We start from the raw sequence: 19,582 nt of genomic DNA, 5'->3' as shown, positions 1-19,582 counted from the left end.
CCTCAAGGGGGGAGATCACGTTCTCATTCCGCAATCCCTTCCTCATACTCCGCCGACATCGCCAGCCACTTGTCCTCGTTCTGCGCCAGCGTCTGTGTCAGTTGCGAGCGCTCCTTGGCCAGCCGCGTCGCGGTCGAGGGGTCCTTCTCGTAGACGGCCGGGTTGGCGAGCTCGTCCTCGATCAGGTCGATGCGCTTGCGGATGCGGTCCATCAACGCCTCGGTGGCGCGGATTTCCTTGGCGAGCGGCTCGAACGCGGCGCGGCGTGCTGCCGCCTCGCGACGGCGGTCGGCCTTGGAGGCCTTGTCCGCTTCCTTCTGCTCGCGGTGATTGGACGAGACGCCGGTAACCAGGGTCTTATAGTCCTCCAGGTCGCCGTCATAGGGGTTGACCGCGCCGTCCTTGACCAGCCACAGCCGGTCGGCCGTTGCCTCCAACAGATGCCGGTCGTGCGAGATCAGGATCACCGCGCCCGGAAAATCGTTGAGCGCATGGATCAGCGATTCACGGCTGTCGATGTCGAGGTGGTTGGTCGGCTCGTCGAGGATGAACAGGTTCGGTCCCTCGAAGGCCGAGAGTCCCATCAGGAGGCGCGCCTTCTCGCCGCCCGACAGATCCTTGGCCGGGGTATTCATCTTTTCGGTCGACAGCCCGAACTGAGCGACGCGGGCGCGCACCTTGGCTTCGGGCGCATCCGGCATCAGGCGGCGCACGTGCTCATAAGCGCTTTCCTCGGGACGCAAATCGTCGAGCTGGTGCTGCGCGAAGATCGCAACCTTCAGCCCCGGCGCGATCGTCATCGTGCCGGTCTCGGCTTTCAGGCGGCCGGCGAGCAACTTAGCGAAAGTCGACTTGCCGTTGCCGTTGGCGCCGAGCAGCGCGATGCGGTCGTCGGCATCGATGCGCAGCATCATCTTCTTCAGCACCGGATTGCCTTCGGTGTAGCCGACATTGACGCCGTTGAGCGCGATGATCGGCGAGGCCACCGTCTTCACCGGCTCGGGGAAGGAGAACGGCCGCACCGTGTCGTTCACGATGGCCGCGATCGGCTTCATCTTCTCCAGCGCCTTCAGCCGCGACTGCGCCTGCCTGGCCTTGGAGGCCTTGGCGCGAAAACGCTCGACGAAGGATTCCATGTGCTTGCGCTGCGTTTCCTGCTTGGCGCGGCTCTTTTCCTGCAGCTCGCGCTGCTCGGTGAGCTGGCGCTCGAACTGGTCGTAGCCGCCGCGCCAGAAGGTCAGCTTCTTCTGGTCGAGATGGACGATCGAGTTGACGGCGCGGTTGAGCAGGTCGCGGTCGTGCGAGATGAGCAGCACGGTGTGCGGATATTTTGAGACGTAATTCTCCAGCCACAGCGTGCCTTCGAGGTCGAGATAATTGGTCGGTTCGTCGAGCAGCAGAAGATCGGGTTCGGAGAAGAGCACGGCGGCCAAAGCCACGCGCATGCGCCAGCCGCCGGAGAAGGACGAGGCGGGACGCTTCTGCGCGGCATCGTCGAAGCCGAGGCCGGCCAGGATCGTGGCCGCGCGGGATTCCGCCGAATGCGCGTTGATGTCGGCGAGCCGGGTGTGGATCTCGGCGATCCGATGCGGATCGGTGGCTGTCTTTTCTTCTTCAAGAAGCGCCTGGCGCTCGACATCGGCCTTGAGCACGATGTCGATCAGCGGCTCCTCGGTGCCGGGCGCCTCCTGCGCCACCTGGCCGATGCGGGTGCTTTTCGGCAGGCTGATCGAGCCGGTTTCCGACGGGGAATCGCCGGTGATCGCCTTGAACAGCGTCGTCTTACCGGTGCCGTTGCGGCCGACAAGGCCCGCCTTGGTGCCGGCCGGCAAGATCAGCGAGGCATGGTCGAGAAGCAGGCGCCCCGCCATGCGCAGCGAGAGGTCATTGATGATAAGCATGGGCGGGCTTTTGCACGGGACGTCGGCGCTTCGCAAGAGCCAGGCCCTGCATCAAGCTCGCCGCGTGCAGTCTCCGGCCGTTCGGCAAAAAGCCCGACGGGCTGGAACCAGGGGCCTCCCTGAGCGTTTGGAAGCCCGTGATCCGCTATTTCGCCCTCGCCTTCATCTTCTTCCAAGTCGCCACGACGGCCGCGCTGGCGACGCAGCTGGTGTTGTTCGAGAGCGACACGGCTGAGGTGCCCCCCTTCACTGAGCCAGCAAGCGCGGCGCTGACACTGCCAATCTCCCCCCAAGTTGGGGAGATGGCCGGCAGGCCAGAGGGGCGCGCGACAGGACACTTGCTCATCCAGATTGATACCGGAAAACAATCTCAGGCGTCGCCTATGAACGACTGAGAGGCCGGCGGGACAGCACCCCCCTCTGTCCTGCCGGACATCTCCCCCGCAAGGGGGGAGATTGGCTGTCATCTCTGCCGGCTCTCAACCATCCATGCCACTCACACTTTGCTTGCCAAGTCACCGGTTTGACGTTGATGGCTGCTATTGTCTCAACCTATGCTGGCGCGAGCGGCTGGGGCCTATCCACGCAAAGGACAGATCCGATGACGTGCAAGACCATCCTTTTCTCGGCCGCGCTGGCCATTGCGGTTGCCGCCATGATGGCGGTCCCTGTCCGGGCCGCAGACTGCGCGGCGGCGAAGACGCAGGCCGACTTCGCCAGTTGCACCGCCAAGGACGCGGCCTCGGCCGATGCCGCGCTCAACGCCGTCTACAAGGCGCTGGCGGGACGCCTCGCTCCCGCCGACCAGCAGCGCCTTCGCGACGCGCAGCGTGCCTGGATCCCGTTCCGCGACAAGGAATGCGCCTTCCGCACCCAGCCTTATGCCGACGGCTCGGTGTATTCGAGCCTGGTCGAGACCTGCAAGGCGGAATTGACCAGGACGCGGCTGACCCAGTTGCAGCACCAGCTGCAATGTCCGGAAGGCGACCTCTCCTGCGTGCCGCAGGCCAGCGGCGGCGCCGCGCCCGCCGCACCTGTCCCTGCCGCGGCGAAACAGGACGACGCGAGGCCATGCGTGCAATCGGCCGGCAAGGCGAAATCGGACCAGTATGTCTCGCAGTGCATTCAGGTGTCGCCGGCGACACACCCGCCCTGCAATGGGCAGAATGCCTGCAGCATGATGATCGACGAGATCAAGAGAGGCTGCGCCGTGATCGGCAACGACAATCCGCCGGCCTTTTGTTCCGCTTACAAGGACTGAGCAACACGGCGGGGACTGAGCAACATGGAGGGCTTGGCCGTTCGGTCCGGCCCGCCTGCCGCAATCGGCGGACAACGACCGTTCCGTCGCGGAAGATGAAGCCAGCCACCAAGACAACCGCAAGTTCCGCTTTGGCTTATATTGGTGCGACTGGCATCGATACCGCCAAAAAAAGCACTGAAATCTTTTAAGCCAGGCATGATGCTTGTCGAAAAATTGATTTCAGTTTTGCGTCGATCCTGCGAACCTATCAATGCGCCGTGAGTCGCGCGTTGACGCCAACTATAAATTGACCGGGTCAGGAGTTCACGATGGACGCGTCGGCCAACGATCTGCGCATGCTGAGATATGTGGCGGAGATCACGCGCAGGCTTGCGAAGATGCTTTCACGCACGCGCTATCAGATGCTGGTCTATTTTCTGGAGATGACGGCCGTCGAGGCGGACAGCCTCGCGGCCGAGCAGGACCGCAGCGCGGAGGCCGGCAAGCCACCTCGCAACTGAAGGCGGCCAGGCGGCTTCCTCGCAGAACCGCCGACCCGCGCTTCATGCAATTGCGGACGAAAACCGCCACGCCCTCACGGAATTGCCGTGAACGCGGCACGCCTTTCATTCGCCGATGATGCCATCCAGGACGGCTAGGCATCTCAGCCGCCGCGCAGCGACGACCAGCCGGTCGTCGTGCTCGACGATGGCGCGCTCGAAATTGTCGAGCGCGCCGAGCGCGGCATGCATTTCGACAGCCGGCAGGTCCAGTGAGAACAGGACGCGCCGCGCCTTGATCCCCTCGGCGGCGTCGGCGGAAGACTGGATGGCCACCCTGCGACGCAATGCGTCGAGCGCGGCCAAGCGATCGGCCGACGGCGCCGCGCCGTCCGTTGCGGGCAACATGGCAGGCTGGCCTCAGGCTTTGGTTTTGCGCTTGCCCTTGCCGGTATCCGCGCCGGGCTTGCGGCCCAGGCCGGAAGACTTGGCCAGCGCCGAGCGGGTGGCCGAATAGCTGGGCGCCACCATCGGATAGTCGGCCGGCAGGCCCCATTTGGCGCGGTATTCGTCCGGCGTCAGCCCATGGTCGGTCGACAGGTGCCGCTTCAGCGACTTGAACTTCTTCCCGTCCTCCAGGCAGATGATGTAGTCGGGGAATACCGAACGCTTCGGATTGACGGCCGGCGTCAGCGGAACACTCTCCTTGACGGCAGCGGCGCCGGCGAGCTTGCGCACCGACGCGCTGACGCTGGCGATCAGATCAGGCAGGCCGGAGGCCGGAAGCGGATTGTTGCCTACATAGGCCGAAACAATGTCGGCGGTCAGCTCGATTGCAGTCTTGTCATCGATATTGGACAATTTTTTCACCCTTTGCTGGCTCTCAAATGACCAGCTGTTTTTAAGACTTTGGTCTAGGTATCATATCGGACCTGTCCCCCAACGGACCGTCCAGAGTCAATAAACGCACGAGACTCAATACCGGAGATACGTTTTCACCGCGGCTCGCAATCGCGCAAGTTAGGAATTCTAATACCTATAACAAACACTTTACAGCGCCAAAGACTGGCGCGAGACCGCAAAATGCGCGGCAGCACTTCGATTTTGCGAATACTCCTGCAAAAATCGAAGTCCAGGACCGCGACACCGGCGAGCAGCGCCGGCGCTCGGATGGCCGATCATGCCCGATTCGATGACGTCACCGCGAGTCGCTTATTTCGCGGCGCGCCGCGCCGGAGATCCGTTGTCGGTCAGGATCTCCAGCACGCGTTTCCAGCGGGCGCAGCGGCCGAAATCCTTCTGCTCGATGGCCTTCTCGGCCTTCATGGCGGCATAGAGCGGCGCCTCGGCGCCAAATTCCTTCACCAGCCAATGCGCCTCCTGTCTGGCGCGGCGTTCGTCGTCGTCAAGCCCGCTTCCTGGCATGTTTCCCGGCATGATCCCTGGCATGGTGTTCAGGCCTCCGAACGTTCGATGCCGACAGCAATGCAACTGCCGATGACGAGGACGGCGCCGGCAATGGCCGTCATCGACAGGCTTTCGCCCGACAGCGCCAGCAAAAGCGTGGAAGCGATCGGCGTGAGATACGCCACGATCGCGAGCCTGCCGCCTTGGTCGAGGCTGAGCGCCCGCGACCAGAAGTAATAGCCCAGCCCCATCGGCCCGGCGCCGAGATAGAGGCCGAGCAAAAGGTGCGCGCCGCCAAGGCCGGCGACGCCGTCATGCAGACACCAGGCGAAGGTCAGCGCGACGCCGATCAGCGCCGAGGGCAGCAGGAGCCGATCCGGCGGCACGGCAAGGCGGCCGACGGCAAGCGAGTAGAAGGCCATGCAAAGTGCTGAACCAAAGGCAGCGCAATAGCCGGCGAGGCTGCCTTCGAACCAGGCGTGCGGGCGGCCGCCGGAGATCACCAGCGCCACGCCGGCGAAGCCGAGCGCGGCGGTGAGCCCAAGCAGCAGCGGCCGCCGCGGACGGCCGAGCACGATGACGGCGGCAGCGACCATCAGCGGCCAGGTGTAGGCGACGAGATTGGCCTCGATGACCGGCATCGAGGCGAAGGCGATGTATTGCAGCACCATGGTGCCGACCAGGCCGATGAAGCCGACGACGTAGGCGGCGAGGCTGCCTCGTAGCGCGAGAGGACCGCGCTCAAAAGCCCCCCTCACCCGGATTGCCAGCCGAATTGCGAAGGGCAATTCGGGGCAATCCGACCTTTCCCCGGGGGGAGAGCAGTCCGGCAGCGCCGGCGCCAACCTCTTCTCCCCACTGGGGAGAAGGTGGCCGCGCAGCGGCCGGATGAGGGGGCGAAGCCCAGTCGCCACTGTTTGGTCAGCAGGCATTGGGCCGCGGCTCATCAACCTGATCAGCGCAAAGACCAGCGCGGCGCCGCAGAACTGCAGGAACTGCACATGCGAAACCGGATGGCCGGCGAGCAGCGTCTTGCCGACGAGCGCGTTGGTCGCCCACAGCGCCACCGCGCCGAAAGCGAAGGCCAGCGCCGCCGAGGAAGCAGCGCCGATGCGGCTCTTCCGCCTTTCTGCCATGTCCGGGTCGAGGCTCAGCGACGCTGAAGCCAGTTGGCGCTCGGCTGGATCATCAGCCACTACCACGATTCCCTGACTCCGCCGGGGACCGGCTCGGCAGCCGGCTTCGGCACGGGATGCTCTTCGGCATAGCGGCGATAGGCCGGCAGCTGGTTCGTCCAGACGTCGTCGGCCAGCTCGTTCACCCAGGTGCGATCCTGGTCGTTGTCGGCGGCGAGGTAGAACATGCGGTTGTCGTCGACATAGGGCTTGGCCACCGAACGCTGGTTGAGCACCAGGGTGATGCGCGAGCCGAGTTGGATCGGCGCGGTGCGATGGAGCACGCCGAGGAACTGGCCGAGCGTGGCGTAATTCATCTTGTGGTCGATGCGAATAACCTTGTTGCGCGGCAGGTCGCGGCCTGATTCGAGGATGGCGCGGCCGGTCTCAGAATCGTCGCAATAGATTTCAAGATGACCGCCGATCAGGGGATCGCTGATCGACAGCGGAATGAGCTCCGTCACCGGAACGCCGTCACAGTGCCATTCGACGGCGCCATCCTTGGGGCTCATGAAGGTGACGGTCGAGCCGACGATCGACAGCGGATAGGGTTCGAGCTTGGTGCCCATCATGTCGGACAGCCGTTCCAGTCGCAGCTTGTCGTTGACCAGCTCCTTGATCTCCGGAATGTAGCGGTCGGCGCCGGTGATGAAGGTGAGGTCGAGATGCTTGTGCACGGCATGGCTGGCCTTGAGCTTCAGCGCGGCCTCCTCGATCGCGGCAAGCAGTTGCGGATCGTAGCCGTGAAGATACTGGGCGACGCCGAACCTCGACACTTTCCACGCCGTATCATGGCCGATGATGGCTTCACGGCTCATCGCATAGCGCAGTTCGGGGATCGTATGGGCGTTCATTCTACTTCTCCAAGATGGGGGCAACACTTGGTAAACAGTCGATTAACACCCCTGCCCCTGTAAATTTAGGAATGCTGGTGCTAGCGTAAGCCCAGCTTAAGGTCCAAACCCGGTGCGTCTGCTCAGTCAGGTCAACCTAAACTCGCTGAAAATTGTCGAAAGTGCCGCCAGGCACCGCAATTTCACGCGCGCCGGCGAGGAGCAGTTCATCACTGCATCCGCCGTCAGCCAGCGGGTGAAGAGCCTGGAGGACCAGCTGCGCTTCAAGATCTTCCAGCGCGGCGGCAATGCGGTGTCGTTGACGCCGGAAGGCGAAACCTATGTGGCGCGCGTGCGCGAGGCTCTGGAGCGGATCGTGGCGGCCAGCATGGAGGCCACCGGGCAATCCCAGGCGCATGTGCTCAAGATCTGCGTGCTGCCGACCTTCGCGGCGCGCTGGCTGTTTCCGCGCCTTGCCACTTTCCAGCGGCAGTATCGGGACATCGAGATGCGGGTCTCGACCTCCTATGCCACGCATGAATTCTCGGCCTCCGAATACGATCTCGAGATCCGCTATGGCGACGGCGACTTCCCCGGCCTCAATTGCGAGCTGTTGTTCAAGGAGGACCTGACGCCGGTGTGCAGCCGCAAGCTGTTCCACGAGGTGCTGGGCGACAAGCCGATGTCCAAGGTGACGCCCGAGGACCTCAAGCACTTCACCCTGCTCCACTCCGACACCTGCACCCAGAACTGGCAGTCGTGGCTGGGCTTTGCCGGCGCCAGCTTCGTGCTGGGCGAAACCAGGAGCATCTATCTCGATTCCTGCATGATGTCCTACGAGGCGGCCAACGCCGGCATGGGCTTTGCCGTCGCCAACCGCGCCTATATGGCGAGCGACATCCGCGCCGAGCGGCTGGTGGCGCCCTTCGCCGTGCACCACCCCAACACCGCCGGCTGGTATTTCGTCAGCCCCATCAAGGCGCTCGGCGCGCGCAAGGTGGAGTTGTTCAAGCAGTGGATCATGGCCGAGGCGGCGCTGACGCAACGCCAGTTGGACCTGGAGATCGAGGGCATACCGGTGAAGCGGGCGGCGATGGCCTAGCGCAATCCGTGAGCCTTTTCCGTGAAATCAGCGCAAGCGCGGGCTGAAGCCTCTCCAACTCGTCATCCTAGGGCGAAGCAGGAGCGAAGCTCCGTCGCGGAGACCCTGGGATCCTGTGACCTTGATCGAAGGGTGCAGCGGGGCGAATTCTGCATCGCAGAGACGCTCCGAAATCACGGCATGGATCCTTGGGTCTACGCGGTACGCTTCGCTTCCCGCTCCGCCCAAGGAACGATCGCGATGGGGTTTCGGCCAATCGCCAAGGCATGCGACCTGCCAACGCAAGCATAGCCGACCGGTCAAAATTTCTGTGCTAGGATCAATCAACCTCTTGAACAACAGTCTGTGGATGATCAAACGACTGTACTCATTCGAACAATGACGCAACGCAAAGACTCAGCTATCGTTTGTTGTGCGGCGGGCCTGATTTCCCGCTTGGCCGGCGCTTTCAGCTTCCTCCCAAGCAGCGCCGGCCTTCTTCTGTAGCGGCGCCGCTTCATTTCCCAATCCCGCCTGTTTCCGGGCCGAGCATCCTGCCCGCTTCGGCGCCGTCACTGCGCCGGCGGTGTGCCCTGCTGGTCGCCGCCGGTGGTCGATTTCGGCACCGGGTTCTTGTCGACCTGCGGGTTCTGGTCGGCAGGCGCCTTGGTGGGCGGCACGCTGTTGTCGCAGGCGGCGAGCGCGAGCCCTGCCGCGAGAGCCAGCAGCACAGGAAGCTTCTTCATGACGACCTCCTCTCGATTTCCCCTTCCATGGCGCCCCTTTCTTCGGGCAAACGAGGCGGCGGCGGTTTGGTTGCGTGGGCGGGCGGGAACCAACCGGCCTCTTGTCCGGTTGAAATCGATCGAACCGCACGAGGAGATGGTCATGATCCGTCTGCTGCTTGTCGGCCTGTTCGCCTACACGGCCTATCGCGTCACGATGAGGATCATCGAGGAAATACCCGGCGATGTCGCCCCGCTGGACATGCCCGGAGATGAAAGGCGCGCGCTCCGGCGCCAGTCGGCGGCGATGGGGGTGGAGCCGAAAAGGTAGCTACAGTCGATCTCCCCCTCGAAGGAGATGGCTGGCCAAGCCAGAGGGGGCGCTGTCCCGCCGGCGCTTCAACACCTGGTTCTCCGCCTCCGCCGGCGCTTCGTCCTCGGGCTGTGACCCCGAGGATCCTGTGTGACGCTTGCCGAAGAATGCGACAGATCAGGAGATCTGCACCGTTGCGGCGCTCGAAAGTAACGATATGGATCCTAGGTGTCTGCGCGCGTCGCTTCGCTCCTTGCTCCGCTCTAGGACGAAGGCGATCCTTCGCGCCCCTCTGCCCTGCTGGGCATCTCCCCACACGGGGAGATTGGCTGCGCCCCCGTTGCGAACAAAGCGGAAACGATGCTTGATGGGCGATGAACATCGCCGCTCGTGATTCGTCCTTCGAAGCTCCCGCCTATCTTGCCCGGCTAAATGACGAGCAGCGGCTGGCGGTGGTGCATGGCGACGGCAAGGTGGCAGCACCTCTGCTGGTGATCGCCGGCGCCGGCTCCGGCAAGACCAACACGCTGGCGCATCGCGTCGCGCACCTCATCGTCAAGGGCGCCGACCCGCGCCGCATCCTGCTGATGACCTTTTCGCGCCGCGCGGCGTCAGAAATGGCCAAGCGCGTCGAGCGCATCGCCGGCGAGGTGCTGGGCCGCGATGCCGCAATCATCGCCGACGCACTCGCCTGGGCCGGCACCTTCCACGGCATTGGCGCCAGACTCTTGCGCGACTATGCCGAGCAGATCGGCCTCGATCCCGCCTTCACCATCCATGACCGCGAGGATTCGGCCGACCTGATGAACCTCGCCCGCCACGAGCTCGGGTTTTCCAAGACCGAAAGCCGCTTTCCGACCAAAGGCACCTGCCTGCAGATCTATTCGCGGGCGGTGAATGCGCAGGCGCCGCTTGGCGAGGTGCTTGGCGCGGCATTTCCCTGGTGCTCAGGATGGGCAGAACAGCTCAAGGAGCTGTTCGCGGCTTACGTCGAGGCCAAGCAGGCACAGAACGTGCTCGATTACGACGACCTGCTGCTCTACTGGGCGCAGATGGCGGCCGAGCCGGAGATCGCCGCTCACCTCGGTTCCCGCTTCGACCATGTGCTGGTCGACGAATACCAGGACACCAACCGGCTGCAGGCCTCGATCCTCACCGCGCTGAAGCCGGACGGCGCCGGCCTTACCGTGGTCGGCGACGACGCGCAGTCGATCTATTCGTTCCGCGCCGCGGAAGTGCGCAACATCCTCGATTTCCCAAAACAGTTCGCGCAAGGCGCCGAGATCGTCATGCTGGAGCGCAACTACCGCTCGACCGAGACGATCCTTGCGGCCGCCAACCAGGTGATCGGCGAGGCAAGCGAGCGCTTCACCAAGAACCTGTGGACAGAGCGCAGGTCGTCGCACAAGCCGCAACTGGTCAGCGTGCGCGACGAGGGCGAGCAGGCCAATTATGTCTGCCAGGCGATCCTTGCCGAACGCGAGGCCGGCACGGCGCTGAAGGCGCAAGCCGTGCTCTTCCGCGCCTCGCACCACAGCGGGCCGCTGGAGGTGGAGCTCACGCGCCGCAACATCCCCTTCGTGAAATTCGGCGGGCTGAAATTCCTCGACGCCGCCCATGTCAAGGACCTGCTGGCGATGCTGCGCTTTGCCGAGAACCCGCGCGACCGCGTCGCCGGTTTTCGCGTGCTGCAGCTTATGCCGGGGATCGGGCCTTCGGCCGCCTCGCAAATCGTCGAGGCGATGGCGACGTCTCTGGACGAGACGCTGGGCCTAGCCCGCTTCCGGCCGCCGCAGCGTGCGGCTGAAGACTGGCCGGTCTTCCTCGACATCTACACCGGGCTGCGCACCGGCCCGAAATGGCCGGCCGACCTCGAACGGGTCAGGCTCTGGTACGAGCCGCATCTCGAACGCATCCATGAGGATGCGATCACGCGCCGGGCCGACCTTCTGCAACTCGAGCAGATCGCGTCGGGCTATCCGTCGCGCGAGCGTTTCCTGACTGAACTGACGCTCGATCCGCCCGACGCCACCAGCGACCAGGCCGGGCCGCCGCATCGCGACGAGGATTACCTCATCCTGTCGACCATCCATTCGGCCAAGGGCCAGGAATGGAAGAACGTCTTCGTGCTAAATACCGTCGACGGCTGCATCCCGGCCGACCTCGGCGTCGGCACCAAGGAGGACATCGAGGAGGAGCGCCGGCTGCTCTATGTGGCGATGACGCGGGCCAAAGACAGCCTGCATCTGGTGGTGCCGCAGCGCTTCTACCCGCACAACCAGCCGACGCGCGGCGACCGCCATGTCTATGCCTCGCGCACCCGCTTCATCCCGGCTTCGATGCTGTCGGCCTTTGAGCAGAAGTCGTGGGCAAGCGCGGCCATCAAGGACGACCCGCGCCAAAGGCCGGGCGTCAAGGTCGATCTCGGCGCGCGCATGCGCGGCATGTGGAAATAGGCCGCATCCGCGCTCGCGGCCGGGTCCGGAAATCGACGGCGGGGCGGGTCCGTCGGGCTTCGCCTGTGTGGCCGGTGGGAACTTTCTACCGCGAAACGGGTTTTCTTTAGCAAATCCTGATGAAAAGGAGGCGGAGATGAGAAATCTGATCCTCGCCGCTATGCTTGGTGTGTCCACTCTGACACCGATGGCGGTTCCGGCGCAGGCGGTAAGCCTGACGATCACCACCGATAACGGCCGGTACGACGACGACTACTACTGGCGCCGTCACCGGTATGACGATGATTACTCCTGGCGCCGTCATCACTATGGCATGCGCGACTACGGCGAGCATCGGCGCTATTGGCGTCATCACGATCGCGACCGCTGCTATGTCAGGGTGCACAGACGCTGGCACCATCACCACTGGGTCGTGAAGAGAGTCTGGAGCTGCGGCTGGCATAGAGGCTGGTGAGGCTGGCTGACGGCCCGCGCCGGCTCGGAACGGCCGCCTTCGGGCAGGCCGGCGCAATAAGGTTCCCGAACATGGAACCTCGCACCGCAAGGCGCGTTGTGAGGCGTCCTACCCCAGTCCTACCCCAAGACTGAAGGATGGCTGCTCCGCGATCCTTCACCCCAGCTCGAGAGGTCTAAATGCACGACAGGATGCTTTTCACCCCCGTCGCGGTCAGCGTCGGCGGCGGCCACAAGCGCATGATCGCCTCGTTGTCCGACATGCATGAGTTCCTGACCGAATTCCCGCCGTCGCGCCGACGGGTAAGCTACGGGGCGGCAGTGAAGGCCTGCGAGGCCGCGCGGGCCGGAGAAATCTCCGCCGAAGCAGCGCGCGACACGCTGATCGCCTTCGCGGTGACGGCTGGCATCGTATGGCCGCAGGATCAGCCGACCGTCTCGGTGAAACCGGTCGCGCGCGGCCAGAGCGGCTTCGCCGCCTGAGATCAGCCGGCCCCGGCGCGGTCGACAGAGGCCTGGACAAACCCGGCTGAGAGAGGTCTCGGGCGGGTTTTTTCGTACCACCTAGCCTTCCGACTGCCTGCCGCCGCCTCGGCCGGACTGCGCGAAACTTTCCCGGAGCTGCGTGAGACATCGCATAGAACAGGCCGCCGCGTGAAACGTCGCACAGAAACAGCCCGTTGCGTGAAACACCGCACAGAACACTCGCCTTCCCTATGCAGGTTTGCGGACAGGCAGCAGGGGGCCGATGTTTCTCGATCGCGACAAGTTCAAGCCGGCGGCGGAAATGAGGCTTGCCCGTGACAAGTCCTCGATCCGTGTCATGATAACCGACCAGAAGGTGTGCGAGCTCGGCGATGCCGTCTATGCCTGGATCACCGCCAATGGCAAGCCGGTCAGGATCGGCACCTGCGGCTCATCGGCGGGAAAGCACCTGCTCTCCTATCCCGGATACATCAACCGGAGCCTGGCCGGACGCGGCGGCGCGACGCCGAAATGGGAAGCGTTGAAGTGGCTGGGCCTGCTCACCGCGCATGGCACGCTGACGGCGGTTGTCCATCAGCCTGAGCCGACATTGACGGCGGCGGGCCCGATCAGGCCCTGTCTCGACGTCGAGCGCCAGCTGATCCGCCAGCATCGGCCGCTGCTCAACCGCAGCCACCGGTGAGAGCGTTCAGCCTTAATGGAACGTGTTGGCGGCCTCGCCGGATAGCGCGCTGCGCGGGCTTTCGAAGCTCACCTGGTCGCGTCCGTTCGACTTCGCCTTGTAGAGATGCCTGTCGGCGACCTGGAACATGTCGTGATAGGTGGTGGGTCCGTTGAAGGCGATGCCGCCGATGCTGACCGAGAGCGGGCATGGCTGTCCGCCCGGCGTGAACTCGGCCTCGCGGATGCGCAGCCGGATTGACTCGGCGACCAGGAAGGAGCGCGTCGCGTCGGCGCCCGGAAGGAAAACCGCGAATTCCTCGCCTCCGATGCGTCCGACGATGTCGGCGCGGTGGAGCTGGCCCTGGATCGTCCTGGCGATCAACTTCAGCGCCTGGTCGCCGCAATCGTGGCCGAGACGGTCGTTGATCGACTTGAAATGATCGGCATCGACGATCAGCAGCGCGCCGGCATCGGCGGCGGCGCGGCTGCGGGCCTGGTCGAGATAGGCCTCGACCAGCATCGAGAAGGCGCCCCGATTAAAGACTGCCGTCAGACTGTCGGTCGCGGCGACGATGCTGAGCTCCTTCTGGGCGACGGCCAGCTGGCGCATTTTCCACATCAGGAAGAGCAGGAAGGAGCCGCCAAGGACAAGCGGCAGGAACAGGTCCGTGAGCTTGGCCCAGAGCAACGCGTCAGGCGACAGCGAGGGAAAGTTGAAGGAATCGACGAAGAAGGCCGCGGCAATGAAGAATGCCGTGCCGGCGACGGTGACCAGCACGACCCTGCCCCAACTGGTGGGGGACAAATCAATGCGCATGGCACTGCTCCACTGCAACAGCCTTATTGTGCAGCGCGTGCGCAAACGAAGTCCTAATACATTAGCTTCAATGCAAGTTTGGTTAACCGGCAGCCAAGCGCCAGAAGATGCGGCACGGTTCAAGAAGCCCGTCGCCCGGGGGCGGCGGGCTTCTCGCCCCGGGCCGTCTGGCTCGGACTCATGCCAGAGCATTTCCGTTCAAGATCGCCGAATCTGCTCTAACTGTCTGTTTTTCGCGCGATTCCGGAAGGAAAGCCGCGCTTTCCTGAAATTGCTTTTTAGGGGACGGTCGTGCCGCCTGAGCCGCCCAAGGCGCCGCCACCGCTGAGGCCACCGGCCCCGCCGAACATGCCAGAACCAGTGGTGGTACCCATGGAGCCGCCAACCGAGCCGCCGGTGCCGGCGTTGAAGCCGCCAGAGCCGCCCACGGTGCCAGTGCCGCTGACGCCGCCCGTTGCGCCGAACGAGCTTCCGGTGCCGGTGGTTGTGCCTGTGGTGCCGCCGATCGAGATGCCCGTGCCGGTGTTCAAGCCACCAGAGCCGCCCACGTTGCCGGTGCCACCGACGCCGCCCGTTGCGCCGAACGAGGTGCCTGTGCCGGTGATTATGCCTGTGGCGCCGCCAATCAAGCCACCAGTGCCTGCGTTGAAGCCGCCCGTGCTACCCACGCCGACGCCGCCGTTATCGATGCCAAAGCCGATGTCGAGACCAGCAGCATTCGCCGGCACGGCGAGAATGGCGATGCCGCCGACCAATGCGCTGGCGATTTTTTCTGCGATACCATTCATGGCGTACTCCTTCGTTGCCACATTTTCCGCACCGCATTGCCGGAGCAATCTGTCCGTGCGCATGCTTGTGCGAGAGGGAACGAGGGGAATACGAACGGAGTCCGTCAGGGTTCCCATTTTTTCAGGGAAAAGTTCGTTGTTTCAAAATGATATACGAGTTTTTCTTAATGTTCGATCTTGATCAACACTGGAAAACCGTAGACCCATGCTGCGCCTCAGGCGTATGCGCGGCCTTCCTCGGAGCGCTGGAACAGCATCAGGTCGAGCGGCACCGAGGGCCTGCCGAGCACGGTGAGGCACATATGCGCCTGGCCGCGGTGGTGGGTCTGGTGGTTGAAAAGATGGCTGAGCGCCGGCGCCAGCCGCTGCGAGACGGTGCGCATGTCGGTCGTCATATAGGAAAAACGTCCGGTGAAAGCCTTGTCGGTCATGCCGCTCACCCAGTCGACGATCCTCCGGTCCTCCGCCTCGCGTGCCAAGCGCAAGCCTGGGAACGCGCGATAGAGGATCGTCGCAAGGTTTGAGGGCGCGTCGCCCTCGCCCGTGAATCGCTTCATCCAGACGCGGTCGGTGACGAGCAGATGATTGAGCGTGCCCAGCAGCGAGCCGAAGAAGGCGCCGACATCGCGGCCGAACTCTTCCTCGTCGAGACCGGCAGCGGCATCGTAGATGCGCGCGTTGGCCCATTGATTGTAGGCCGCAAACATCATGAAATGCTGTTTCATTCTTTCATCCGGCTCAGAGCGAATCCCGGCTCTTCGTAACCCGCAGGAACCTCAATGACCATTCTGTTCTATGATCTCGTCGGCCACGACACCCAACGTCCGTTCAGTCCGCATTGCTGGAAGACGAAGATGGCGCTGGCCCATAAGGGGCTCGACGCCACCAAGGTGCCGACCCGCTTCCTGGAAGTGCCCAAGGTGGAGGGCGGCGTGTCGAAGACGGTGCCGGTGATCCGCGACGGCGACCGCGTGGTGGCCGATTCCTTCGCCATCGCGCTCTATCTCGACGAGACCTATCCGGAGCGGCCGACGCTGTTTGCCGGCGAAGGCGGCAAGGCGACGGCCCGCTTCATCGAGCGCTGGTCGCAGCTCACCATCCATCCGTACCTCACGACGGTCCTGCTCGCCGACCTGCATGGCATGCAGGACGAGGCGAACCGCGCCTATTTCCGCCAGAGCCGCGAGCAGCGGCTCGGCAAGCGGCTGGAAGAGGTGGTGGCCGGCCGCGACGCGGGGCTCGCCGGCTTCCGCGCCTCGCTGGAACCGCTGCGCTCGATGCTCGGCTACCAGCCCTTCATCGGCGGGACATCGCCGCTGTTTGCCGACTACATCGTGTTCGGCGCGCTGCAATGGGCCCGCGTCGCCTCGCCCTACCGGTTGCTCGAGGCCGGCGACAGCGTCGCCCAGTGGTTCGAGCGCTGCCTCGACCTGCATGGCGGGACCGGCCGGCAGGTTGCAGCGGCGGCGTGACGGAATGACTTCGCGAGGCCGCCAGCGGCAGGATCGCCATGTTGCGCTATGAGATGCAGGCCGAGATCTGGGTCTATCCCGGCAAGGGCGGCTGGCATTTCGTGACGCTGCCGGCCGAATTCGCGGCGCGGATCAGCGCGGCGATGGCGGGGCTGACGCGGCCCTGGGGCTCGCTCGGCGTGACGGCTGTCATCGGCAGGACAAGATGGAGCACGTCGCTTTTCCCCGACAAGGCGTCCGGCAGCCTGCTTCTGCCGCTCAAGGCCTCGGTGCGGCAGCGCGAAGGGCTGAAGGCCGGCGACATGCCGGCATTGACCATAGAGGTCGAGCTATAACCCTATTTGGCTTCGCCCTTCTCGACCAGCCTGACGCAGATCGGATCGCCCTTCTCCATGCGGGCGCATTGCCATTCCGGGCCGAAGCCGAAATTCTGCTGCCCGCGCTGTGGAAAGAACAGCAGCACGAAGACGAGCACGGCAAGAACCACGGCCATCAAGATAATGCCGGCGAGATCGCCGCGTCTGAGGTAAGGCCAGTTCATCGCCTTAGGCTCCGCTGCGGCGACGCCCGAAGCGCGCTCGCAGCCGTCCAATTATCCCGCAAACAGCTGGCCTTGACCAGAAGCCGCCTCCCCTTGGCAAGCCGCCGGGCGGCTTGTATAGAGCCCGCCACTCCAATTTCCATTCCCAGAACAAGGACGACCCAATGGCGATCGAACGCACCTTCTCCATGATCAAGCCGGACGCGACCAGGCGCAATCTGACCGGCGCCATCACCAAGATGCTGGAAGACGCCGGCCTGCGCGTCATCGCGTCGCGCCGCGTGTGGATGAGCCGCCGCGAGGCCGAAGGGTTCTACGCCGTCCATAAGGATCGCCCGTTCTTCGGCGAGCTTGTCGAGTCCATGTCGTCGGGCCCGACAGTCGTGCAGGTGCTAGAGGGCGAGAACGCCATTGCCAATAACCGCGAAGTGATGGGCGCCACCAACCCGGCCAATGCCGCCGACGGCACTATTCGCAAGGTGCATGCGCTGTCGATCGGAGAGAATTCGGTGCACGGCTCCGACGCGCCGGAAACCGCCGAGCAGGAGATCCGCTACTGGTTCTCCGACACCGAGATCGTCGGCTGAGCCGGAATTTCGCCCAAGCAATGAAGGCGGCCTCGGTCGCCTTTTTTTGTCGCAGCGAGGTGGGCAGGCCGGCCGAATGCCCTAGATCGGCGTCAATACCAACAAATGACAAGGGTGTTTTGGCGGCTGTGAGCGACCCATCGCCCTTCCGCACGAAGACAGGGAGGGAAGCATGATCGACAACCATGTTTCCAAGAGTGGCGTTGCATATCCGGACGATCTCGTCCTGTTGAAGCGTATCTATGACCAGGTTTGCGAAGAGCGGGGCATCGTCCCCGGCAGCTCGGAGGCATCGGAGCTGGCGATCCAGGCCATGCAGCTGTTTTCGGCCGGCATTTTCGACGAAGACACGATAGGCCGCAGTCTTCGCCACCGCTGATCGAGCCGTCCAGGTTCAATCCTTGTCGCCGTAACGGATGACCTTGACCTTCTCCCTGGTGATCAGGCAGCTGTTGGTCAGCGCCTTGATCCGAGGGATCAGCGCGTCGATCTTTTCCGGCGCGTCGACGATCTCGACGACGATAGGCAGGTCCTGCGACAGCCGCAGAATCTTGGCGGTGTGGAGCACGCTCGATCGGCCGAAGCCGAGCGGTCCCCTGAGCACGGTCGCGCCCGCCATGCCGGTCTCGCGCGCCTTGATGACGATCGCCTCATGCAGCGGCATGCCGTCGGCAGCCCTGTCGTCTTCGCCGAAGAAGATCCTTAGCAGCACGCATTGGCTGGGAAGTTCCATGTTCTCCTCCCTGATTATCGACTGATCCTGATCGCCACTGCATAGCCAAGCCAGGCGGACGCCAGCGACAACACGACCACGCTGACAAGATAGGTCGTGGCCAGCCCGAGGTCGCCTCCTAAAAGCAGGATGAAGGTGTCGAGGCTCATGGCCGAGAAGGTGGTGAGGCCGCCGCAGAAGCCGCCGGTCACGAGCTGGCGGCCGGCCGGGCCGACCATGAGGCGTCCATCCGGCCGGGTCATCGTGGCGAAGAACATGATGACCCAGGAGCCGACGACATTGACGAAAGCCGTTGCAAGAAGCGCGCTCAAGCCCAGCAGCGAGACGATTACATAGCCGCACAGGAAGCGTGCCAGCGAGCCGACGGCCGCGCCGCAGCCGACCGCGAGATAGAGCCGCAAGGCCGTCTGTCTGTCGTTTGCGGACATCATCCCTACCCTGCCACCCGCACGACCGCCAAAAAGCCGAGCGCGACGGCAAGCACGCAGAGCGCAGCCGAGGCGACGATGTTGAAAGCGGCGAGCCGCCGTTCGCCATCGAGCGCAAGGTTCAGCGTCTGCAGGCAGAAGGACGACACCGTGGTGTAGCCGCCGAACAGGCCGACCACGATCAGGTCGCGCACCAGCTCGGCGGAAAAGACGCCACCGACCGACCGGGCCGCGCCGGCGAAGGCGCCGATGGCCAGCGCGCCGGAGACATTGACTGCCAGCGTGCCCCAGGGAAAAGTCTCGCCGACGCTGCGGCCGACAAGGCCCGAGAGGAAGAAGCGGGAAATGCCGCCGAGGAAGCCGCCGATCAGGACCAGGGCGCAAGCCGCAAAGGTCATCGCTTCATTGCCTCTCCAAATGCGACCCGTTGTGGGAATCGCGCCACCAAGACAGGCATGAAGCGAGCGGAAAAACAAATCCTGCCGCGCGAAAGCACGCCTGGCAGGAGTCATCAGCCCAGATACGAAAAAGCTTGGGCGGTTTCGGGGGAACCCATCCCCATTTTTGGCTGAGCCTAGGGGTTGGCGGCGGCGCGGTCAATCGAGGTGGTGGTGGTGGTGGTGGTGAATAAGTGAATGGTGAGCGCCGTGAAACCCGCCGCCCCCCGCGGCGGGCTTTACGTCACTTCGCTTGGCGCTCTTTCACATTCGCATGATCGTTCGCCGCTGCCGTGTCGGTCGCCGGCGTCTTGGTCTCCTCGCCGGTGAACGGACTGCCCTGCCCAGGCGCGAGGTCGCCGCTATGGCCGGCCTTGTTGGTCTGGAAAGGCTGGCTGTCGGGGCTGAGGCCATGCTGGGTGGCATTGAACAGATGGTCGTCCGCCCTGGCGAGGCCGGCGAAGGCAATCAACGATACGCCTACGGCGGCGATGATGAGCGCGTGTTTTTTCATATCTGGTCTCCTTTGAGTGGCCAGATCGA

The 19,582-nt window shown here is 64.1% G+C and carries 28 protein-coding genes and 1 riboswitch; of the genes, 13 read left to right on the top strand and 15 right to left on the bottom strand.

The window, feature by feature from the left end; genetic code table 11:
- Positions 1-23: 23 nt before the first annotated feature.
- Entirely contained in the window at positions 24-1,901 is a 1,878-nt protein-coding gene (locus EH240_RS05685; RefSeq protein ID WP_124996425.1) for an ABC-F family ATP-binding cassette domain-containing protein, read from the bottom strand.
- A gap of 137 nt (positions 1,902-2,038) precedes the next feature.
- On the opposite strand from EH240_RS05685, the gene EH240_RS05680 reads away from it, so the two are divergent.
- The 3 genes from EH240_RS05680 to EH240_RS05670 all read left to right on the top strand — a co-directional run bounded on the left by EH240_RS05680 (position 2,039) and on the right by EH240_RS05670 (position 3,665).
- Positions 2,039-2,296: a hypothetical protein gene (locus EH240_RS05680; RefSeq protein ID WP_124996424.1), complete on the top strand. Its 258-nt coding sequence runs from the start codon at positions 2,039-2,041 to the stop codon at positions 2,294-2,296.
- Positions 2,297-2,502: 206 nt separating this feature from the next.
- The gene (locus EH240_RS05675) at positions 2,503-3,162 is read left to right on the top strand and encodes a lysozyme inhibitor LprI family protein (RefSeq protein WP_167483931.1); all 660 of its coding nucleotides are present in this window, start codon (positions 2,503-2,505) and stop codon (positions 3,160-3,162) included.
- A gap of 311 nt (positions 3,163-3,473) precedes the next feature.
- Positions 3,474-3,665: a hypothetical protein gene (locus EH240_RS05670; RefSeq protein WP_124996422.1), complete on the top strand. Its 192-nt coding sequence runs from the start codon at positions 3,474-3,476 to the stop codon at positions 3,663-3,665.
- 105 nt (positions 3,666-3,770) lie between these two features.
- Here the strand turns inward: EH240_RS05670 and EH240_RS05665 are convergent, their stop codons facing one another.
- The 5 genes from EH240_RS05665 to EH240_RS37830 all read right to left on the bottom strand — a co-directional run bounded on the left by EH240_RS05665 (position 3,771) and on the right by EH240_RS37830 (position 7,080).
- Entirely contained in the window at positions 3,771-4,052 is a 282-nt protein-coding gene (locus EH240_RS05665) for a hypothetical protein (protein ID WP_124996421.1), read from the bottom strand.
- A 12-nt stretch (positions 4,053-4,064) separates the two neighbouring features.
- Positions 4,065-4,505, bottom strand: coding sequence for a Ros/MucR family transcriptional regulator (locus tag EH240_RS05660; RefSeq protein ID WP_124996420.1), 441 nt, complete (start codon positions 4,503-4,505; stop codon positions 4,065-4,067).
- 351 nt (positions 4,506-4,856) lie between these two features.
- Complete coding sequence (locus EH240_RS05655) at positions 4,857-5,093, bottom strand: hypothetical protein (protein WP_245435837.1); 237 nt, start codon at positions 5,091-5,093, stop codon at positions 4,857-4,859.
- A gap of 5 nt (positions 5,094-5,098) precedes the next feature.
- A complete protein-coding gene (locus EH240_RS38765) occupies positions 5,099-6,187 on the bottom strand; it encodes a DMT family transporter (RefSeq protein WP_245435841.1) in 1,089 nt (362 codons plus the stop codon).
- A gap of 59 nt (positions 6,188-6,246) precedes the next feature.
- Positions 6,247-7,080, bottom strand: coding sequence for a hypothetical protein (locus tag EH240_RS37830; protein ID WP_167483930.1), 834 nt, complete (start codon positions 7,078-7,080; stop codon positions 6,247-6,249).
- A 112-nt stretch (positions 7,081-7,192) separates the two neighbouring features.
- On the opposite strand from EH240_RS37830, the gene EH240_RS05630 reads away from it, so the two are divergent.
- Positions 7,193-8,161 carry a LysR substrate-binding domain-containing protein gene (locus EH240_RS05630; RefSeq protein WP_124996418.1) on the top strand — a complete coding sequence of 323 codons (969 nt, stop codon included), beginning with the start codon at positions 7,193-7,195 and terminating at the stop codon, positions 8,159-8,161.
- A 551-nt stretch (positions 8,162-8,712) separates the two neighbouring features.
- Here the strand turns inward: EH240_RS05630 and EH240_RS37825 are convergent.
- Positions 8,713-8,886: a hypothetical protein gene (locus EH240_RS37825; RefSeq protein WP_167483929.1), complete on the bottom strand. Its 174-nt coding sequence runs from the start codon at positions 8,884-8,886 to the stop codon at positions 8,713-8,715.
- A 142-nt stretch (positions 8,887-9,028) separates the two neighbouring features.
- Between EH240_RS37825 and EH240_RS37820 the strand changes: the two genes are divergently transcribed.
- From EH240_RS37820 to EH240_RS05610, 5 genes are all read left to right on the top strand, one after another.
- Positions 9,029-9,196, top strand: a complete 168-nt coding sequence (locus EH240_RS37820) for a hypothetical protein (RefSeq protein ID WP_167483928.1) — start codon at positions 9,029-9,031, stop codon at positions 9,194-9,196.
- Between the two features lie 356 nt (positions 9,197-9,552).
- Positions 9,553-11,634, top strand: a complete 2,082-nt coding sequence (locus EH240_RS05625; RefSeq protein WP_124996417.1) for an ATP-dependent helicase — start codon at positions 9,553-9,555, stop codon at positions 11,632-11,634.
- A gap of 136 nt (positions 11,635-11,770) precedes the next feature.
- The gene (locus tag EH240_RS05620) at positions 11,771-12,088 is read left to right on the top strand and encodes a hypothetical protein (protein ID WP_124996416.1); all 318 of its coding nucleotides are present in this window, start codon (positions 11,771-11,773) and stop codon (positions 12,086-12,088) included.
- 179 nt (positions 12,089-12,267) lie between these two features.
- Positions 12,268-12,570 (top strand): DUF982 domain-containing protein, encoded by a 303-nt coding sequence (locus EH240_RS05615; protein ID WP_124996415.1) that lies wholly within the window; start codon positions 12,268-12,270, stop codon positions 12,568-12,570.
- 265 nt (positions 12,571-12,835) lie between these two features.
- Positions 12,836-13,255 carry a hypothetical protein gene (locus EH240_RS05610; RefSeq protein WP_124996414.1) on the top strand — a complete coding sequence of 140 codons (420 nt, stop codon included), beginning with the start codon at positions 12,836-12,838 and terminating at the stop codon, positions 13,253-13,255.
- 12 nt (positions 13,256-13,267) lie between these two features.
- Here the strand turns inward: EH240_RS05610 and EH240_RS05605 are convergent, their stop codons facing one another.
- The 3 genes from EH240_RS05605 to EH240_RS05595 form a co-directional block, all read right to left on the bottom strand.
- A complete protein-coding gene (locus tag EH240_RS05605) occupies positions 13,268-14,053 on the bottom strand; it encodes a GGDEF domain-containing protein (RefSeq protein ID WP_124996413.1) in 786 nt (261 codons plus the stop codon).
- A 278-nt stretch (positions 14,054-14,331) separates the two neighbouring features.
- Positions 14,332-14,841, bottom strand: a complete 510-nt coding sequence (locus EH240_RS05600; protein WP_124996412.1) for a hypothetical protein — start codon at positions 14,839-14,841, stop codon at positions 14,332-14,334.
- 215 nt (positions 14,842-15,056) lie between these two features.
- Complete coding sequence (locus EH240_RS05595) at positions 15,057-15,566, bottom strand: DinB family protein (RefSeq protein ID WP_124996411.1); 510 nt, start codon at positions 15,564-15,566, stop codon at positions 15,057-15,059.
- Between the two features lie 54 nt (positions 15,567-15,620).
- Between EH240_RS05595 and EH240_RS05590 the strand changes: the two genes are divergently transcribed.
- Together EH240_RS05590 and EH240_RS05585 are read left to right on the top strand one after the other, a co-directional pair.
- Positions 15,621-16,313 carry a glutathione S-transferase family protein gene (locus tag EH240_RS05590; protein WP_124996410.1) on the top strand — a complete coding sequence of 231 codons (693 nt, stop codon included), beginning with the start codon at positions 15,621-15,623 and terminating at the stop codon, positions 16,311-16,313.
- A gap of 38 nt (positions 16,314-16,351) precedes the next feature.
- On the top strand, positions 16,352-16,648 hold the full coding sequence (locus tag EH240_RS05585; RefSeq protein ID WP_124996409.1) for a DUF1905 domain-containing protein: 297 nt from the start codon (positions 16,352-16,354) through the stop codon (positions 16,646-16,648).
- 2 nt (positions 16,649-16,650) lie between these two features.
- On the opposite strand, the gene EH240_RS05580 is transcribed toward EH240_RS05585, so the two are convergent.
- Complete coding sequence (locus EH240_RS05580) at positions 16,651-16,854, bottom strand: hypothetical protein (protein WP_124996408.1); 204 nt, start codon at positions 16,852-16,854, stop codon at positions 16,651-16,653.
- A gap of 164 nt (positions 16,855-17,018) precedes the next feature.
- Between EH240_RS05580 and ndk the strand changes: the two genes are divergently transcribed.
- Positions 17,019-17,441: a nucleoside-diphosphate kinase gene (gene ndk, locus EH240_RS05575; RefSeq protein WP_124996407.1), complete on the top strand. Its 423-nt coding sequence runs from the start codon at positions 17,019-17,021 to the stop codon at positions 17,439-17,441.
- Positions 17,442-17,613: 172 nt separating this feature from the next.
- Positions 17,614-17,820, top strand: a complete 207-nt coding sequence (locus EH240_RS05570; RefSeq protein ID WP_124996406.1) for a hypothetical protein — start codon at positions 17,614-17,616, stop codon at positions 17,818-17,820.
- Positions 17,821-17,835: 15 nt separating this feature from the next.
- Here the strand turns inward: EH240_RS05570 and EH240_RS05565 are convergent, their stop codons facing one another.
- From EH240_RS05565 to EH240_RS05550, 4 genes are all read right to left on the bottom strand, one after another.
- A complete protein-coding gene (locus EH240_RS05565) occupies positions 17,836-18,174 on the bottom strand; it encodes a DUF190 domain-containing protein (RefSeq protein ID WP_124996405.1) in 339 nt (112 codons plus the stop codon).
- A gap of 14 nt (positions 18,175-18,188) precedes the next feature.
- Positions 18,189-18,602 carry a fluoride efflux transporter CrcB gene (gene crcB, locus EH240_RS05560; RefSeq protein WP_124996404.1) on the bottom strand — a complete coding sequence of 138 codons (414 nt, stop codon included), beginning with the start codon at positions 18,600-18,602 and terminating at the stop codon, positions 18,189-18,191.
- A gap of 5 nt (positions 18,603-18,607) precedes the next feature.
- Positions 18,608-19,000, bottom strand: coding sequence for a fluoride efflux transporter CrcB (gene crcB, locus EH240_RS05555; RefSeq protein ID WP_124996403.1), 393 nt, complete (start codon positions 18,998-19,000; stop codon positions 18,608-18,610).
- Positions 19,001-19,097: 97 nt separating this feature from the next.
- Positions 19,098-19,171: riboswitch (Fluoride riboswitch) on the bottom strand.
- Positions 19,172-19,283: 112 nt separating this feature from the next.
- Positions 19,284-19,553, bottom strand: coding sequence for a hypothetical protein (locus EH240_RS05550; protein WP_124996402.1), 270 nt, complete (start codon positions 19,551-19,553; stop codon positions 19,284-19,286).
- Positions 19,554-19,582 lie beyond the last annotated feature (29 nt).

The organism is Mesorhizobium tamadayense (assembly GCF_003863365.1).
GTDB lineage: Bacteria > Pseudomonadota > Alphaproteobacteria > Rhizobiales > Rhizobiaceae > Mesorhizobium > Mesorhizobium tamadayense.
Note: the sequence above shows the minus strand (reverse complement) of the source record. Positions and strands in the feature narration are given on the sequence as shown.

Bases quoted from the DNA above. Each gene is read 5' to 3' on its own strand.
- EH240_RS05685 (WP_124996425.1), bottom strand. From the start codon at position 1,901: ATGCTTATCATCAATGACCTCTCGCTGCGCATGGCGGGGCGCCTGCTT.
- EH240_RS05675 (WP_167483931.1), top strand. From the start codon at position 2,503: ATGACGTGCAAGACCATCCTTTTCTCGGCCGCGCTGGCCATTGCGGTT.
- EH240_RS05670 (WP_124996422.1), top strand. From the start codon at position 3,474: ATGGACGCGTCGGCCAACGATCTGCGCATGCTGAGATATGTGGCGGAG.
- EH240_RS05665 (WP_124996421.1), bottom strand. From the start codon at position 4,052: ATGTTGCCCGCAACGGACGGCGCGGCGCCGTCGGCCGATCGCTTGGCC.
- EH240_RS05655 (WP_245435837.1), bottom strand. From the start codon at position 5,093: ATGCCAGGGATCATGCCGGGAAACATGCCAGGAAGCGGGCTTGACGAC.
- EH240_RS38765 (WP_245435841.1), bottom strand. From the start codon at position 6,187: ATGGCAGAAAGGCGGAAGAGCCGCATCGGCGCTGCTTCCTCGGCGGCG.
- EH240_RS37830 (WP_167483930.1), bottom strand. From the start codon at position 7,080: ATGAACGCCCATACGATCCCCGAACTGCGCTATGCGATGAGCCGTGAA.
- EH240_RS37825 (WP_167483929.1), bottom strand. From the start codon at position 8,886: ATGAAGAAGCTTCCTGTGCTGCTGGCTCTCGCGGCAGGGCTCGCGCTC.
- EH240_RS37820 (WP_167483928.1), top strand. From the start codon at position 9,029: ATGATCCGTCTGCTGCTTGTCGGCCTGTTCGCCTACACGGCCTATCGC.
- EH240_RS05625 (WP_124996417.1), top strand. From the start codon at position 9,553: ATGAACATCGCCGCTCGTGATTCGTCCTTCGAAGCTCCCGCCTATCTT.
- EH240_RS05620 (WP_124996416.1), top strand. From the start codon at position 11,771: ATGAGAAATCTGATCCTCGCCGCTATGCTTGGTGTGTCCACTCTGACA.
- EH240_RS05615 (WP_124996415.1), top strand. From the start codon at position 12,268: ATGCACGACAGGATGCTTTTCACCCCCGTCGCGGTCAGCGTCGGCGGC.
- EH240_RS05610 (WP_124996414.1), top strand. From the start codon at position 12,836: ATGTTTCTCGATCGCGACAAGTTCAAGCCGGCGGCGGAAATGAGGCTT.
- EH240_RS05605 (WP_124996413.1), bottom strand. From the start codon at position 14,053: ATGCGCATTGATTTGTCCCCCACCAGTTGGGGCAGGGTCGTGCTGGTC.
- EH240_RS05600 (WP_124996412.1), bottom strand. From the start codon at position 14,841: ATGAATGGTATCGCAGAAAAAATCGCCAGCGCATTGGTCGGCGGCATC.
- EH240_RS05595 (WP_124996411.1), bottom strand. From the start codon at position 15,566: ATGAAACAGCATTTCATGATGTTTGCGGCCTACAATCAATGGGCCAAC.
- EH240_RS05590 (WP_124996410.1), top strand. From the start codon at position 15,621: ATGACCATTCTGTTCTATGATCTCGTCGGCCACGACACCCAACGTCCG.
- EH240_RS05585 (WP_124996409.1), top strand. From the start codon at position 16,352: ATGTTGCGCTATGAGATGCAGGCCGAGATCTGGGTCTATCCCGGCAAG.
- EH240_RS05580 (WP_124996408.1), bottom strand. From the start codon at position 16,854: ATGAACTGGCCTTACCTCAGACGCGGCGATCTCGCCGGCATTATCTTG.
- ndk (WP_124996407.1), top strand. From the start codon at position 17,019: ATGGCGATCGAACGCACCTTCTCCATGATCAAGCCGGACGCGACCAGG.
- EH240_RS05570 (WP_124996406.1), top strand. From the start codon at position 17,614: ATGATCGACAACCATGTTTCCAAGAGTGGCGTTGCATATCCGGACGAT.
- EH240_RS05565 (WP_124996405.1), bottom strand. From the start codon at position 18,174: ATGGAACTTCCCAGCCAATGCGTGCTGCTAAGGATCTTCTTCGGCGAA.
- crcB (WP_124996404.1), bottom strand. From the start codon at position 18,602: ATGTCCGCAAACGACAGACAGACGGCCTTGCGGCTCTATCTCGCGGTC.
- crcB (WP_124996403.1), bottom strand. From the start codon at position 19,000: ATGACCTTTGCGGCTTGCGCCCTGGTCCTGATCGGCGGCTTCCTCGGC.
- EH240_RS05550 (WP_124996402.1), bottom strand. From the start codon at position 19,553: ATGAAAAAACACGCGCTCATCATCGCCGCCGTAGGCGTATCGTTGATT.